17 protein-coding genes and 1 other RNA gene are annotated in these 14991 nt (G+C 35.6%); 4 read left to right on the forward strand and 14 right to left on the reverse strand.

What is annotated here, in order from left to right; genetic code table 11:
• Window positions 1-23 precede the first annotated feature (23 nt).
• From ypwA to AC3WVA_RS15730, 9 genes are all read right to left on the reverse strand, one after another.
• Window positions 24-1541 (reverse strand): carboxypeptidase, encoded by a 1518-nt coding sequence (gene ypwA / locus AC3WVA_RS15690; protein WP_098520774.1) that lies wholly within the window; start codon window positions 1539-1541, stop codon window positions 24-26.
• Window positions 1542-1642: 101 nt separating this feature from the next.
• Window positions 1643-3580, reverse strand: a complete 1938-nt coding sequence (locus AC3WVA_RS15695) for an ATP-dependent DNA helicase (RefSeq protein ID WP_000493699.1) — start codon at window positions 3578-3580, stop codon at window positions 1643-1645.
• A 138-nt stretch (window positions 3581-3718) separates the two neighbouring features.
• Window positions 3719-3901, reverse strand: coding sequence for a DUF3921 domain-containing protein (locus AC3WVA_RS15700; protein ID WP_000376898.1), 183 nt, complete (start codon window positions 3899-3901; stop codon window positions 3719-3721).
• Window positions 3902-3962: 61 nt separating this feature from the next.
• Window positions 3963-5102, reverse strand: coding sequence for a THUMP domain-containing class I SAM-dependent RNA methyltransferase (locus AC3WVA_RS15705; protein WP_000521224.1), 1140 nt, complete (start codon window positions 5100-5102; stop codon window positions 3963-3965).
• Window positions 5103-5282: 180 nt separating this feature from the next.
• An RNA gene (rnpB, locus tag AC3WVA_RS15710) (RNase P RNA component class B) lies at window positions 5283-5671 on the reverse strand.
• Between the two features lie 87 nt (window positions 5672-5758).
• A complete protein-coding gene (gene gpsB / locus AC3WVA_RS15715; RefSeq protein WP_000622433.1) occupies window positions 5759-6097 on the reverse strand; it encodes a cell division regulator GpsB in 339 nt (112 codons plus the stop codon).
• 97 nt (window positions 6098-6194) lie between these two features.
• Complete coding sequence (locus AC3WVA_RS15720) at window positions 6195-6749, reverse strand: SLOG family protein (protein ID WP_048527093.1); 555 nt, start codon at window positions 6747-6749, stop codon at window positions 6195-6197.
• Between the two features lie 56 nt (window positions 6750-6805).
• Complete coding sequence (locus AC3WVA_RS15725) at window positions 6806-7249, reverse strand: CotD family spore coat protein (RefSeq protein WP_098345146.1); 444 nt, start codon at window positions 7247-7249, stop codon at window positions 6806-6808.
• Between the two features lie 155 nt (window positions 7250-7404).
• Window positions 7405-7875, reverse strand: a complete 471-nt coding sequence (locus AC3WVA_RS15730; protein ID WP_098345145.1) for a YppG family protein — start codon at window positions 7873-7875, stop codon at window positions 7405-7407.
• Between the two features lie 177 nt (window positions 7876-8052).
• Here AC3WVA_RS15730 and AC3WVA_RS15735 point away from each other — a divergent pair, with 177 nt between their 5' ends.
• Complete coding sequence (locus tag AC3WVA_RS15735) at window positions 8053-8244, forward strand: YppF family protein (RefSeq protein ID WP_048527089.1); 192 nt, start codon at window positions 8053-8055, stop codon at window positions 8242-8244.
• A gap of 25 nt (window positions 8245-8269) precedes the next feature.
• On the opposite strand, the gene AC3WVA_RS15740 is transcribed toward AC3WVA_RS15735, so the two are convergent.
• A complete protein-coding gene (locus AC3WVA_RS15740) occupies window positions 8270-8614 on the reverse strand; it encodes a YppE family protein (RefSeq protein WP_048527087.1) in 345 nt (114 codons plus the stop codon).
• Window positions 8615-8629: 15 nt separating this feature from the next.
• Window positions 8630-8872: a hypothetical protein gene (locus AC3WVA_RS15745; protein ID WP_001252039.1), complete on the reverse strand. Its 243-nt coding sequence runs from the start codon at window positions 8870-8872 to the stop codon at window positions 8630-8632.
• An 85-nt stretch (window positions 8873-8957) separates the two neighbouring features.
• Here AC3WVA_RS15745 and AC3WVA_RS15750 point away from each other — a divergent pair, with 85 nt between their 5' ends.
• Window positions 8958-9134, forward strand: coding sequence for a hypothetical protein (locus AC3WVA_RS15750; protein ID WP_052904093.1), 177 nt, complete (start codon window positions 8958-8960; stop codon window positions 9132-9134).
• 157 nt (window positions 9135-9291) lie between these two features.
• Here AC3WVA_RS15750 and AC3WVA_RS15755 read toward each other — a convergent pair whose 3' ends face one another.
• Window positions 9292-10317, reverse strand: a complete 1026-nt coding sequence (locus AC3WVA_RS15755; protein ID WP_098345157.1) for a DUF2515 domain-containing protein — start codon at window positions 10315-10317, stop codon at window positions 9292-9294.
• Between the two features lie 103 nt (window positions 10318-10420).
• Between AC3WVA_RS15755 and recU the strand changes: the two genes are divergently transcribed.
• Both recU and AC3WVA_RS15765 read left to right on the forward strand, forming a co-directional pair.
• Window positions 10421-11023: a Holliday junction resolvase RecU gene (recU, locus tag AC3WVA_RS15760; RefSeq protein ID WP_000155592.1), complete on the forward strand. Its 603-nt coding sequence runs from the start codon at window positions 10421-10423 to the stop codon at window positions 11021-11023.
• Between the two features lie 65 nt (window positions 11024-11088).
• Window positions 11089-13785, forward strand: a complete 2697-nt coding sequence (locus AC3WVA_RS15765; protein ID WP_098345144.1) for a PBP1A family penicillin-binding protein — start codon at window positions 11089-11091, stop codon at window positions 13783-13785.
• A 23-nt stretch (window positions 13786-13808) separates the two neighbouring features.
• Here the strand turns inward: AC3WVA_RS15765 and AC3WVA_RS15770 are convergent, their stop codons facing one another.
• On the reverse strand, window positions 13809-14327 hold the full coding sequence (locus tag AC3WVA_RS15770; protein WP_341013721.1) for a YpoC family protein: 519 nt from the start codon (window positions 14325-14327) through the stop codon (window positions 13809-13811).
• Window positions 14328-14330: 3 nt separating this feature from the next.
• The gene (gene nth / locus AC3WVA_RS15775; RefSeq protein WP_098345142.1) at window positions 14331-14978 is read right to left on the reverse strand and encodes an endonuclease III; all 648 of its coding nucleotides are present in this window, start codon (window positions 14976-14978) and stop codon (window positions 14331-14333) included.
• Between the last annotated feature and the right edge of the window lie 13 nt (window positions 14979-14991).

Raw genomic sequence — 14991 nt, forward strand, 5'->3', positions numbered from 1 at the left:
AGCTGCAATTAAGCAGCCCTTTTTTATAACTCATAAATCTCTTTATACTTCGCTTCTAAATAATCGGCTAAATAGTTTGCATTTAACCCTTCGCCTGTCACATCTTCTAAAATTTCAAGTGGCTTTTTCGTTTTACCATATTGGTGAATATGTTCGGTTAACCATTCACGAATTGGCGTTACGTTTCCTTCTTCTAATAATGCATCAAAGTTCGGAATGTCTTTTAACATTCTTTGCTTAAATTGCGCTGCGTACATATAACCAAGTGCATAAGATGGGAAGTATCCAAATGAACCACCAGCCCAGTGAACATCTTGCAATACACCTTGTGCATTGTTGTCCGGACGAATTCCTAAATATGCTTCCATCTTATCATTCCAAGCGGCTGGCAAGTCTTTCACTTGTAATGTACCATCAAATAATTCTTTCTCAAGCTCATAACGAACCATAACATGAAGCGGATATGTAAGTTCATCTGCTTCTATACGAATGAACGATGGCTTCGATTCGTTAATCGCATCATAAAACTCATCTACTGATATATCATTGAATTGACCATCGCTATACTCTTTTAATAAATCATAATTTTTCTTCCAGAATGATTTATTACGACCGATAAAGTTCTCAAAGAATAACGATTGTGACTCATGAATACCCATAGATGTTCCACTACATAACGGTGTACCTTCAAATTTCTCTGCAATATTTTGTTCATATACAGCATGACCACATTCATGAATTGTTCCAAACACAGCCATGCGGAAATCTTTTTCATCATAGCGTGTCGTAATACGAACATCCCCTCTATTTAATGTAATCTCGAATGGATGTACTGTTTCATCAAGACGACCTGCTTCAAAGTCATAATTTAACTGCTTTAATAGCTCTAATGTAAAGTTCTTTTGTTCTTCTTTTGAAAAATGTTCTGACAAAGCACTTGTCTTTAATCTCTTTTGTGACCCCGATATTTCTTTTACGAGCGGAACGATACGCTCACGAAGTTGACCAAATACGTGATCTAACACTTCTACTGTAATACCCGGCTCATACATATCTAATAGTGTATTATATTTGTATGTTTCGTAACCCCAATATGTAATAAATTTCTTTTTAAATTCAACTATTTGTTCCAAATACGGACGGAACATTTCGAAATCAGACTTTTCACGGGCTTCTTCCCACACACTTTCCGCTTTCGCTTCTAATTTCACATACGCTTCATATTCCGCTTGTGGAATTTTTTTATTTCTATCATATTCTTTACGACACTCTTCAACCATTTTCTTCGTCGTTTCAGAAAGTTTGTCTTCACTTATTAAAGCTTCAAGCTCTGTTAAATAATTTCCCATCTCATCTGAAGTCGACATAGCAAACACTTCTGATGAAAGCATACCAATTACTTCTGAGCGCTGGTCCACACCTTTTTTAGGCGCACCTGTTCTTAAATCCCAAAACATTAAGCTTAATGCTTCTCCGTAATTTTGTATCTTCTTCACATATGTTAAAAATTGTTTTTCTACTTCATATGTAGCTACTGTCATCGTATAAAAACCTCCCTTTTCTACCTCAAACTTAATTCGACATGAAAATCTAAATTCCTTTTATAATAGAAAAAAAGCTTGGCAAGCGCCAAGCTTTCTCCTTATAATTCTTTACCTTCTACCGGTAGTACGTTTTTCACCGCTTCTACCACTTTCTCATCTTCTGTATCAGATAAGAAGATTGAAATAGCACCTTTATCGTCACTCGTACGAATTAAACGACCAATACCTTGGCGAAGACGTAAAATCATATATGGTACATCTACATCCCAAAACGGATCATTCACATGTTTACGCTTCGCTTCAAACACCGGATCGTTTGGAGGGAATGGTAATGACCAAATGATAACATGTGATAATGATGAACCAGGAATGTCTAAACCTTCCCATAAATGAACGGCACAAAGTACAGTCTCTTCTTCATTTTGGAAGCGAGAAACGAGTTGACTAATTTCTTGGTCCCCTTCATATAGGAACGGAACTGACATTTGTTCTTTACTTACATATTCTTTAAACGCTGCAAGCTCTTGCGTTGTACGGAATAATACAAGTGTACGTCCATTTGTTTTTTGTATATTTTCAAGTGTATATTGACACTTTCTTTCCCATTCATTTTCTTTCGTATGCGATAGTAAGTTTACTGCCATTTGCTCTTCATAATCAAACGGTGAGGCAACTGAGAATGATAAGTAATCTTTTACCCCTAAGCTATTCGCTGTAAACGCGAATGAATCGTTATTAGATAATGTAGCAGACGAGAAGATATACGGGATTTTCTTCGAGAATACTTTCTCTTGTAACACTTCTTCAACTGCACGTGGCATAATTACTAACGTGAAGGCTCCATCACCTTCTTCCCCCCATGTAATTACATTTTTCTCGTGCATGAACAGACGAAGTGAATGTTCTAACACATCTAAATGTTCATCAACGATATTTAAATCATACGTATTTACTGTATGCATTTCACTTTCAAATACTAATGCATCACCGACTTCACCAATTTTTGCATAAAGTCGTTTTGCTTCTGCTGTTACTTTTTCTGTCACAGTAATTTCTAAACGATCAGAACCGGCAATTTCCTTTTTATTTTCTTGTAACACATCAAAGAATCGCTCTGTTTGCCAAATTGTTTCTTCTACTAAATGTGCAAACTCTTCACGAATATCGTTTTGTAATAATCTCGTTAAAAGCTGCTCCATCATCGTTTGCTTTAAACGATATGTTAAAGCTTTTTGAGCTGCATATTCTACAAGATGTCCTTCATCGAATACAACGCAACTACTTTCTGGTAATAATGGAATTTGTCCTTCACGCTTACGAGCATCGTACGTCCAAATATGATCCATATAGAAATCTTGAGAACAAATAATTAAATCTGCTGCTTTACGATAATGTTCGCGTGAAAGAGTTTGACCGCAACGATGACGAGAATCACAAGTGAAGCAATCTTGGAAGTAATCCCAATTTACTTTTGACCATTCTTCGTCATTTAATAGTGGAAATTCTTTTCGGTCACCGTAGTGAGTAAAGTTTTGCATCGTACCATGATCGAATACGAACTGTGGTAATTCATAATATACATCTTCAATTACTTCTGGAGCTCGTCCACTCATAACATCTTCAAGCTTACGTAAACACAAATAATTATCCATTGATTTCGCAAGTCTTACATCTACTGATAAGCCTAACGCTTCAGATAATTTCGCAATGTCTCCTTCTTCTTTCACAAGCTGCTCAATTAACGTTTCATCTGCACAAGCAATAATAGCTGGTTTCCCAGTATAACGCGCATAGCAAATTGCATATAGAAGATATACAATTGTTTTCCCTGTTCCTACACCCGCTTCTGCGAACATTACTTTCTTTTCTTGGAAAGCACGCTCTAATTGAAACGCCATAAAAATTTGTTCATCACGCTCTTCAAAGCCTTTTTCCGGAAGGATGTCGTAAAACACATCTCCAATCCACTCATTCAACTTATCATAAAAATTATCTTGTTTTCCTACTTCAAATGGTAATCTCTTCTCAGTAAACATCCTTAGCCTCCAACCAAAAAGTTTTTCTATAAAAAGATATAGCAACCGCTACTCATTTGTATGCAGTCACTTTCCCCTGTTACAATACATAGAAATACACGAAAAAAAATTTTCCTTTCGAAAAAGGAAAATTTTCTTCTATATTAATGACTTTAAATACCGTTTATCAATCGCTGTTTCATGTGAAAGAGCTGACAAATATTCTTCTTGTGCCTTTTGTATTTCATCTACAATCACACCTTGGCTATCCACTTCTTTTCCGAGCTCATCATACGTACGGTGAATAGCTTTTTGAATCATTGATAATTGGAAACTATCCATATTAGTTCCTCCTTTACGCATTACATAATAGCCAGTATATGCGTGCTAGAGGAGTTTTATACTATGAATTACGCGGTGGACGTTTTCCGAAGTATTGGTAGTAATCTGTACGGATAAATCCGTTAAACAGTTTACGTTTCTTCGAGGCATCTTTTCCGTAACACTTCTCAAATGCTTCGTAACTTGTTAATACATATGCTGACCATGTATCTAACGGACGGAATACTTGTCCCATTTCTTTGTACAATTGTTCAACAAGTGCTTTTTCACTTAAACGTTCTCCGTATGGAGGATTCGTTACAACATAGCCATAATCCTCTTTTGTCGTGAAATCTTTTACTTGCATTTGTTTAAATGTAATTAAATCACCTAAACCTACTTCTTCTGCGTTATCTTGAGCAACTCGAATCATACGATGATCGATATCTGATCCAATAATTTGCAATCGTTGATCATAATTCGCTAAATCTTCAGCTTCTTGACGAGCTTCACGCCAGTTTTGTTTACCTACCCAGCCCCACTCATCTGATGCAAAGCCACGGTTAAATCCTGGTGCGATATTTTGTCCAATTAATGCTGCTTCAATCGGAATTGTACCTGATCCACAGAAAGGATCCACGAAAGGACGATCTGGCTTCCAGTTTGTTAACTTAATTAAAGACGCAGCTAATGTTTCTTTTAATGGAGCTTCCCCTTGATCCATACGGTATCCACGTTTATGAAGCCCAACACCACTTGCATCAATTGTTAATGTTGCAATATCCTTTAGCATTGCAATCTCAATGCGGAATAGCGGACCATCTTCTTCAAACCAAGTTGTACGTTTATACGTTGTTTTTAATTTTTCAACGACAGCTTTTTTAACGATACGTTGGCAATCTGAAACACTGAACAACTCAGATTTTAAAGACTTACCAATTACAGGGAATTCTCCATTCTCTGGAATATAATCTCCCCAGTTTAATGCTTTCGTTTTCTCAAACAGCTCATCAAATGTTGTCGCTTTGAATTCGCCAACTTTAATTTTCACACGGTCCGCAGTACGTAACCATAAGTTCGTGCGACAAATCGCCTTTTCATCTGCTTCAAATGTTACTTTGCTGTTTTCTACTTGGCATTCATAACCAAGATCACGAACTTCTCGGGCAACTAACGCTTCAATACCCATTGCCGCTGTTGCGATTAAAGTAACTTTTCCCATTTGCATTCACCTCTTATGTATATTCAAACAATGATCAATAGCGATTTATCCTATTAATCATTACATTTTACAAAGAATTTTCTCATTAACCATTTTAACTCATAAATTATAACTTCATACAAATAAAAAGCCCTCCTCTAACAAAGGAGAGCTGAGTTATTTCATAGTTGGTTCATAACGTTCTGTAAGCCATGTTCTGTTCCTTTGTACTGCAAACGGCCCACGCCTCGTACTCCGGTGGCAATCATCTATCTACAGGTTATACAACCTGTCCTTTCCCATCGTTCATTTCCTTGGAAAAGATTCCCCTACCATTATTTGGGTTTCTCGCTCGTGGGGTTTACCTCGTTCCACTCCTATCATTTCTTCAAGGACTTCGTCACTGTGGCACTTTAAAGGTAGTCAAACCATATCCGAAGACTTAGGTTTTTTCCCTGCCGTTAAACCAGCCTTACAGCCAGAATACCCTAGCTTATGAATTGGCTAGGCACGAACACTACAGCCATCTCAGGCCGTGCGAGCATGGACTTTCCTCTACAACGTTGGCGTTGCAGCGATTACCCAAACGTTATGACATCCATTAGTATAGTGGAAACAAAAAGATTTTGCAATGTTTTTTTCTATGTAAAATGCTTTAACCTTTTTACCACTAGAATTTATTCGTATAACTTACTTCCAAATACAGCTTTTTCTAAATTAGATAGACGTTTTAAAATGTCCGTGTTCGTGTTGTTATATACAGGTTGCGCAACTGGTGTTTGTACAACTGGTTGTTGCGGCACTTGTGTTGCTACTAGTTTTTGTTCCTCTAATTCACGCTTTAAACGAGCATTTTGTTGCTTTAATTGCTCAAATTCCTTGTGGAAAGCTTCATAGTCTTTAATGATCATATCAAGAAACTTGTCTACTTCTTCTTGTTGATAACCTCTCATACCTGTTTTAAATTCTTTTTCTAAAATATCTTTCGCCGTTAATTTAATTTTATCCGAAATCATTTTCTTCACCTCAAATTTTTGCCAAAACTTTCATTACCTAAATTTTTTCAGAAACAACGCCTTTTGTCAATCATATATACGAGTACTATATTACATATTACTCAGCATTATTCCACTGTTCCTCTTCTATTATATCTTGTAAATCGGAAAAAAGAATGAAATAACTGTGATAATTTTCTATTTCTCCTTTTTTCTTTGCTGCTTCTACAATATATTTAGGACTCCCTGGTTTCTCTTCATCATATACAGCTAAAAGTGCATCACTTTTTTCAATAAAAAATTGATTTTTTAATTTAAATTGCTCCGGGCTTTCGTACTTCCGTTTCGTAATACTATCAATATGGTCTGCTTGAGAGAGAATAAATTCGTAATATTCACGGTTATCTTCCTTCCAGCTTTCTTCTTGTTCTAAAAACGGAGTAAATACCGCTAATTTTAAATCTGGATATTCTACTTGAATTTCAAAAACAACTTCAGCAGCCCATAATTCTACTCCTAACTGCCCACTTATTATGACCCATTCCAAACCCTCTTCTACAAAAGTAGTTAACTTTCGGTGCAATGCTTTTTTTATACATTCCACCCCTGGATGATCATTTTTAAATATACCAAGTTCAAATGGCTTATATCCCGTTACAGCAATAACTTTCATATCAACACTCCAATTACAAAAAAAGAACTAGCATTTCGCTAGTTCTAACATATCATTTACTTTTTAAATATTCCACCAACGTTTGGTCCAATGTTCGGGCCTACTGGTGATACATTGTTTGGTAAAAATGGTGATACATTCGGTCCTACCGGAGATACATTATTCGGTAAGAATGGTGATACATTTGGTCCTGGACCAAATGGAGATACTTGATGTCCGTGGTGTCCGTGATGTCCGTGACTACACGGTCCACATCCGCCGCCAAATCCTGGATCAACTGGGTCTACAACATTTACATTTGAGTTTGTTTGCGGGAAGAAGTTTTGGTTTTTAATTTGCTGATGATGTACATGTGTTGTATGCGTCGGGAAAATGTGTGGCACCACCGTTGTTGAAAAAGAATGTGTTACGCACTGTTTCGTCGGATGAATGACAGGAGCAGTTGTACAAATAGGTCCTACAGGCTTATGCCCTCCAAAGCAAGGATGACAATGATGCATAGTTTTTTCTCTCCTCTCTCATAAAAAAAATCTGATTACACTTTACAGTATGAGAAAAGAGGGAAAGCCGTTTGTTATATATACCCATTTATTACAAGGAAATTTGTCTAGTCCTTACTTCATATACAATACTTTTTATAGACAATCCTCCAAAATTACTTACCAAAAAATCCTCCAACTTGCTTTACAATACCTGTTACTTGATTCATTGCATTCATCATTTGTCCAGCAGTATTCATCATTTTATTTACGTCATAGTTACCATCTGAGTTTTTAAATTGGGAAACAAAACTAGAAAACTGACTCGGTTGTTGTTGTTTTTGTTTATTCTGCGCCGGATACGGTTGTTTTGGCGGATAAAACATTGCTTGTTGATTTCCATAAGGGGATGGCGGCATATAATATTGCGAATTCATATAAGGTTGTGGTTGTTGATTCATATAAGGTTGCTGCGGTTGTTGTTGATTCATAAACGACACTTCAAATGGCTGATAATAATTTTGATTTCCATAATAAGGTTCGAAAGGATACATATTATACCGTAAATATGTATCTGCATTATATTGGTACATATTTTGCTGGGGATATGGATTAGCTTGCTGATATGCGTTAGGTTGTTGAAACATGCATTCTCTCCTCCTTCACATAAGTTTCTACATATATAATATGTACCTACAAAATAATATGTGTGACGGAGTATCTGTCTATTTTTGTCGGAAGTTTAAATTTTTAAAAAATTAAAAAAGAAAACCCTTCCATGCTATGATAATGAAGAAGAAGATTCTCATGGGGGAGGAATCAACATGGTATTAGGGGATTTAAAACAAGCGTTTTCTCAAAAAAAGGGGTATTACACAGAGAATGTAAATGAATTGTTAGACTTTGCGAGACATTGGTATCTCGAAGGAAAAATATGCATTTCAGATTACCGAACATTAATAAAAGAATTAGAAATAAGCGGTGCAACAAAACCGACAACAATGACAGAAGCATAAAAAAACAAGAGGGTTTCCCCTCTTGTTACTTACATTGCTCAATTATATTTTGCAAAGTATACGAAATAGCTTGATGTGTTTCAAAGAATCGCTTACCCTTACCTTTATTTACAAAACATTGCAGCACATTTGTTTGTAAATTATCGTACACTTGATCAATTTGCTGTACATGTATATACTTCGGTTTTTCTTCCTTAATCCATTTATAAGCTAATTCTTTCCACACTTTTAATTCTTCATCTACCATATCTACAAACGGTTTCATATCCTTATAAAAATCGTATTCAACCATTTCTCTTTTTTTCACATTTGCTTCATTATTATACTGCATAAGTTTTTCCGAAGACTGTATTAACGCTTCATACACCATTTTATTCCCACCTTATTATGCACTCACTACGACGTTTTGAAATGCCTTCACCCAATTCCCTTTTTCTTCGTGATGCACTAATTTATTTTCCATATGCTCAATATGCATTTCTGTTATTTCTATCTTATTACATATTTTTTCGCTCTTATCCTTCAATGCATGATTCATTCTAATCCCTATATTCATTTCCAGCAAATCGAGAGAACTTAACATTTGATCCATCGTTTTCATTACATCTTCCTTCTGAACCATCGCCATATACAAAACGCCTCCTTCTTTGCTTTTCCTTTGTCATGTAATTTCGCCGAATGATTTCTCACTCCTGCCCACATGACAAAACTAGTTGTTATTCGTCAAAGAAATCATTTTGTATGTCATTTATAGAAATGGTAACAATACAAAAAGGAGGTGTATGAAAATGACAAAGAACAAAAATGAAAAAAAGAAAAAACAAAGCAAACAAAATAAACCCGAAACTGGTAATCCAAAGTTAGATGGTCCAAACTTCCCTGCTACATAAAGTGAAACTTTAATGATTTTACAAAAAGCTAATTTCTGAAACATCCTTAATCTCTTATGTTCATTACGTTTTGAGATTAAATTTTTAGCACTCGTGGCAGGATTACTTCACATTAAGAAGTCCCGTCTTCGTAAATGAAGACGGGACTTCTTTTTTATTATATCACGAACTCATCTATCCTTTTAATAAAACGATTTACGATAGAAGCAGCATAAATTTGCTCCCTCTTCCTTTTATACCATTCTGTTATATCAACTTCTCCCTTATACTCTTCCGGCAAAAATAACTCTTTTATTTCCGTATCTCTACAAAACCAATCTCTCATACTTATCTCCTTATGCGCAACAATAGGATAAACCTCTCTCAGGGCTGGTGTACAAGATTTTTTAGCTCCTCTTACATAGCATTCATAATCTGCTCTTGATCCCGTGTGTATAGTTTGTAATGCAAAACTATGGAATAAACTTTTATAATTCGGATGAAATAGTAACTCCGCTAATTTCTTTCCTAATTCTATACGCTTTTGTAACGTTTCAAATTGATAAACTGAAAAACCATACATATTCCCTTCAATGGTTGGAAAAATAACGGCGCTCACATGAAGCATTTCTTGCAATTTAAAAAGCGCTGTATGAAATACATGTTTTTTAAAATATGCATTCTCAATAATTGGTTTTTGAATTTTATTTTGTTCATTTATAATAAGCGCTGTCATGAGCCTATTTATATCTTTTTTCTCCCAAAAATATATCCATTCTTTTTCCATAAAAATTGACACGTTGAAATATTGTAACAAATAAAATAGCGGTACCTGTCTCCTCTTACTTTCTTCATATAACAATAGCTGAGGAAATGCATCTAAAAAAATAATCCAATTTGCTTCTTCATAAGTTAGAAACAAATGTTTTTTTACTGTTTGAGGTAAAACAGTAGCATAATATCTACCTTCTAGATCAGTCATGTTCCATCCCGCATTTCTCGAGACCATACTTGCTAAAAAAGCCCATCTAATTTCACTATTTCTTACATAATATTCTTGATAACACTGCGTTCGAGAAATGTTGTCCCTATTAGCTGTTTCTATTTCCCTATTAATGTTGTAAACGATTGCTTTTTCTTCTTCTGTACAGACCATATTTTTACGATATTGTTTAATTTTTTCATAATCATTCCATGTAAACATAAATAACTCATCATACCTTTCTTGAAAAAGGTCACATCTTTTTTCATTTTTTGTTATAATCACCTTTGTAAGTAATTCTTAGCAAGTTGGGAGTGGACACACTATGACCATTCGTTACCCAAATGGAAAACGGTACAATCAAGCTTCACAACCTCATAAAACACCAATTAAAAAACATACTTACAGTAATAGAGGTATGTCCCTTGAAGAGGAATTGAATGAAACGAATGAATATTACTTAACCCATAATATTGCATGCGTACATAAAAAACCTACACCTCTTCAAATTGTAAAAGTAGATTACCCCGCTCGAAGTGCTGCAGTGGTAAAAGAAGCGTATTTTAAACAACCTTCTACAACAGATTACAACGGTGTATATAAAGGGAAATACATCGATTTTGAAGCGAAAGAAACAAAAAATAAAACCAGCTTTCCACTTCAAAACTTCCATCTTCATCAAATTGAACATATGAAGCAAGTAATCGCTCATAATGGAATTGCATTTGTTATTATTAAATTTACACTTTTTGATGAACTTTATTTATTAGATGCAAAACATATTATTGCATTTTGGAATCGTCAAAATACTGGTGGAAGAAAATCAATTACGAAAGAAGAAATAGAAGAGCATGGATCTTTATTATCGTGCGGTTATCACCCTCGGATTGATTATATCCGTGTACTAGACACGGTTTATTTTTCGTGATAGAGTCATCACTAAGGCTCTTTTTTCGACTTTTGGGGAGAGAATGAAAGGTAGGAGAAAGTATAATGTCAGATAATTATCGTTCTCGTACAGAACGAAATCATGTAAAAAATCAAAAGCAAGAAACAAATACAGAGAAAAAACCAAAGAAAAAAGGCTCCTTTTTTAAAAAATTCCTTATAGGTTGTCTACTTCTTGGTATCGTTGGTCTTGTAGCTGGCGTTTCCGCTTTCTTTGTTATGGTAAAGGATGCTCCAAAATTAGACAAATCAAAACTTGTCAATCCTTTATCAACAAAGTTTCTTGATAAGAATGGGAACTTTTTCTATGAATACGGTGCTGAAAAACGAACCCACGTTACGTATGATCAAATTCCAAAAGTAGTTGAAAATGCATTCCTTGCAACTGAGGATTCACGTTTCTATGATCATAATGGAATTGATTTTAAACGAACTACAAAAGCAGTTATGGAAAATGTCACTGGTGGATTCGGATCTCAAGGTGGTAGTACGATTACGCAACAAGTAGTCAAAAACTATTTTCTAACGATGGACAAAACTGCAAAGAGAAAAGTGCAAGAATGGTACCTATCTTACAAATTAGAGCAACAATATTCTAAACATGAGATTTTAGAAATGTACTTAAATAAGATTAACTTAGGTAACCGTTCGTACGGTATTGCAACAGCAGCCAAAAAATATTATGACAAAGATTTAAAAGACTTACAGTTACATGAAGCTGCAATGCTTGCAGGTTTACCCCAAGGTCCTAATATTTATGATCCAACAAAACCAGATAACGTTGAACGAGCTACACAACGTCGTAACGTCGTATTATCATTAATGAATCGACATGGTTATATAACAAAAGATGAAATGAATAATGCAATGAAAATCTCTGTAACTGAGGGTCTTCAACCATCTTCAGAAGTAACAGAGATGAAGTATCAAGCATTTTTAGATGCTGTTGTAAAAGAAGTTGAAAAAGAATATCCGGATGTAAATATCGGTTCAGATGGTTTAACAATCCATACAACACTTGATCAAGATGCTCAAGATCATGCTGATAAAATTATGGATGGTAATCTTATTAAGTATCCGAACGATCAATTCCAAGGTTCATTCGTATTTATGGATACACAATCTGGAGAAGTTCGCGCAATTGGAGCTGGGCGTAAAGAAAGTAAGTCTACTTTCAAAGGTCATAATATGGCCACTGATTTAAAACGCCAAGTCGGTTCAACAATGAAACCAATTTTCGACTATGGACCAGCAATTGAGAATTTACAATGGTCTACATACCATCAATTAAATGACTCAGAGTATACGTATTCCAATGGTAAAAAAATACGAAATGCAACAAATAGTTACAAAGGTGACGTTTCACTACGTGAAGCTTTGAAAAAGTCATTAAACATCCCAGCTTTAAAAACAGCTCAAGCGGTTGGTCTTCCTAAGTCACAAGCGTTTGCTGAAGGTTTAGGCATGACATTTAAAGACGGCAAAACATATGAATCAACAGCAATTGGTAGTAACGATAGTTCTCCATTACAATTAGCGGGGGCATATGCAGCCTTTGGTAACGGTGGGAACTACAATAAACCGCACTTCGTAAAAGAAGTTATCTTCCCAGATGGGAAAAAGAAAAGTTTTAAACCGAAAGAACAACGTGCGATGCAAGACTACACAGCTTACATGGTGACTGACGTTCTTCGTGACGTAGTAAAACCTGGTTCTGGTGGTACAGGTCCAACAGCATACGTTCCAGGTATAGACGTAGCAGGTAAAACAGGAACACAAAACTTTGATGCAGACGTAATTAAAAAATATGGTATTCCAGCTGACGCAAACAGAGATAGCTGGTTCGCGGGATATTCACCGCAATATACAATGGCTGTTTGGACTGGTTACGAAAAAGATGGTCCAGAAAATTACATTGGCGATCGCTCTACTAGAATTGCGCAACAAATGTTCCAAGTAATGATGAGCAAATTCGCTACAGATAAATCACGTTTCGAACGTCCTTCTTCTGTACAAGAATTAAATGGTGAATTGTACGTAAAAGGTGCTAAGAAAGATGCAGTGAAACAAATTAAAGTAGATGCACCTAGTGGTCTTAATGTTACTTTCGATGGGGCTAGCACAGTTACACTAAACTGGTCTGGACCAGCAGAAGTTGATGCGTATGCAGCAAGCTATAAAGCAACTGACGGTTCAAGTGGTAGTTTATCAATAAATGGTACGACAGCTACTCTTGGTGGTATTAAACCAGGCGTTACTTACAGCTTCTCTGTGGTAGCGAAAAAAGGTACTGGAACAAGCCCAGCAGTTGGAGCATCCTTCACTGCGCCTGGCGGAACTCCAGATGCGAAGAAAACTGAAGAAGAAGCTAAGAAAAAAGCCGAAGAAGAAGCTAAGAAAAAAGCTGATGAGGAAGCTCAGAAAAAGGCTAATGAAGATAAATTAAAACAAGAAGATGCTAAGAAAAAAGCTGAGGAAGAGCAGCGTAAACAACAAGAGCAACAGCAGCAAGAACAACAACGCAAACAACAAGAAGAAGCTCAAAAGAAAGCTGATGAGGAAGCTAGAAAAAGAGCTGAAGAAGAAGCTAAGAAAAAAGCTGAAGAAGAAGCTAAGAGAAAAGCTGAAGAAGAAGCTAGAAAAAAAGCTGAAGAAGAAGCTAAGAAACAACAAGAGCAACAACAAAATACAGGTGAAGATACACCTCACGCAGACGGAAATGTCGTTACAACAGAATCTTAATACAAAAAAGAAGTCCTTTTCTCTTAACGAGAAAAGGACTTCTTTTTTGTTATCATTTTCTTTACATATAACTTTTCTATTTCAATATACAACTGCCCTAACTGAATATAAGAATGATAATTATTTGGTTTCTTTATAATGAACGAATATCGCTCCATAAAATTAACTGGTTGTACTTCTAATTTGCTCGTGTAATCTTCCATTTCTTTCAAACTATGAACAGGTTGCTCATTTAGCCAATTTACAATTGAAAGCAAATGTGCTGCAAAAAGAATCATTGGGCCTTCAGCTTCTTGCTTATTTCTGTTTCGAAATAGTATAGCAATATCTTCATGCTTACTTTTCCATACATTCAATAGTACCGGAATACTATTTTCAATTTCATTCCACGGCTCATATTGTCTTTCCATATCATATATAAAGTAAGTATTTTGTATAATTTCTTCAAAAGGCTGTTCTGTATAATACACAACCGAATGTATACTTTCTTTAAAAAATGGTAAGCACCGAAATTCTTTCGGTATTTCTATCACTCGCTCCATCCTTTATTTCCCCTTCATTCGCTTCTTTCCTTCACGACATACTTCTAGTAAAGGGCACTCTTCACATTGTGGTCGCTGTGCTTTACAGTGATAACGTCCAAAGAAAATCATACGGTGATGTGTAACACTCCATTCATCCATCGGAATTTTCTTCATTAATGTCTTTTCTACTTCTAACACCGAATCTTTCCATCGACAAATCGCTAACCGTTTACTCACTCGCTCTACATGCGTATCAACAGCAATTGCCGGAATGCCATACGCTACCGAAACAACTACATTTGCTGTTTTTCTCCCTACTCCTGGTAATTTCGTCAGCTCGTCACGGTCTTCTGGAACTTTTCCGTTATAATCATCCAGCAACATCTGACACAATTTTTGAATGTTTTTTGCTTTATTTCTATACAACCCAATAGAACGTATATCTTGTTGTAACTCTTCTAAAGAAACACTTAAATAATCTTCTGGCGTTTTATATTTTTGAAATAAATTTTTCGTCACTTTATTTACAAGTGCATCTGTACATTGTGCAGATAATGCTACCGCGATTACTAGTTCAAACGGATTATCATGTATTAATTCACAATGTGCTTCTGGATACATATCCGCCATTGTGTCTAAACAATAGCGAATTTGCGTTTTATTTAACATATACTTCCTCCTA

Source organism: Bacillus sp. EB106-04-02-XG92 (genome assembly GCF_058791995.1).

Coding starts and splice junctions, on each gene's coding strand:
- AC3WVA_RS15755 (WP_098345157.1), bottom strand. CDS start 10,317: ATGTTTACATGGAATGATTATGAAAAAATTAAACAATATCGTAAAAAT.
- AC3WVA_RS15745 (WP_001252039.1), bottom strand. CDS start 8,872: ATGGCGATGGTTCAGAAGGAAGATGTAATGAAAACGATGGATCAAATG.
- AC3WVA_RS15720 (WP_048527093.1), bottom strand. CDS start 6,749: ATGAAAGTTATTGCTGTAACGGGATATAAGCCATTTGAACTTGGTATA.
- AC3WVA_RS15765 (WP_098345144.1), top strand. CDS start 11,089: ATGTCAGATAATTATCGTTCTCGTACAGAACGAAATCATGTAAAAAAT.
- AC3WVA_RS15730 (WP_098345145.1), bottom strand. CDS start 7,875: ATGTTTCAACAACCTAACGCATATCAGCAAGCTAATCCATATCCCCAG.
- AC3WVA_RS15770 (WP_341013721.1), bottom strand. CDS start 14,327: ATGGAGCGAGTGATAGAAATACCGAAAGAATTTCGGTGCTTACCATTT.
- recU (WP_000155592.1), top strand. CDS start 10,421: ATGACCATTCGTTACCCAAATGGAAAACGGTACAATCAAGCTTCACAA.
- AC3WVA_RS15700 (WP_000376898.1), bottom strand. CDS start 3,901: ATGGATAGTTTCCAATTATCAATGATTCAAAAAGCTATTCACCGTACG.
- AC3WVA_RS15740 (WP_048527087.1), bottom strand. CDS start 8,614: ATGGTGTATGAAGCGTTAATACAGTCTTCGGAAAAACTTATGCAGTAT.
- AC3WVA_RS15695 (WP_000493699.1), bottom strand. CDS start 3,580: ATGTTTACTGAGAAGAGATTACCATTTGAAGTAGGAAAACAAGATAAT.
- nth (WP_098345142.1), bottom strand. CDS start 14,978: ATGTTAAATAAAACGCAAATTCGCTATTGTTTAGACACAATGGCGGAT.
- gpsB (WP_000622433.1), bottom strand. CDS start 6,097: ATGATTTCGGATAAAATTAAATTAACGGCGAAAGATATTTTAGAAAAA.
- AC3WVA_RS15705 (WP_000521224.1), bottom strand. CDS start 5,102: ATGGGAAAAGTTACTTTAATCGCAACAGCGGCAATGGGTATTGAAGCG.
- AC3WVA_RS15725 (WP_098345146.1), bottom strand. CDS start 7,249: ATGCATCATTGTCATCCTTGCTTTGGAGGGCATAAGCCTGTAGGACCT.
- AC3WVA_RS15735 (WP_048527089.1), top strand. CDS start 8,053: ATGGTATTAGGGGATTTAAAACAAGCGTTTTCTCAAAAAAAGGGGTAT.
- ypwA (WP_098520774.1), bottom strand. CDS start 1,541: ATGACAGTAGCTACATATGAAGTAGAAAAACAATTTTTAACATATGTG.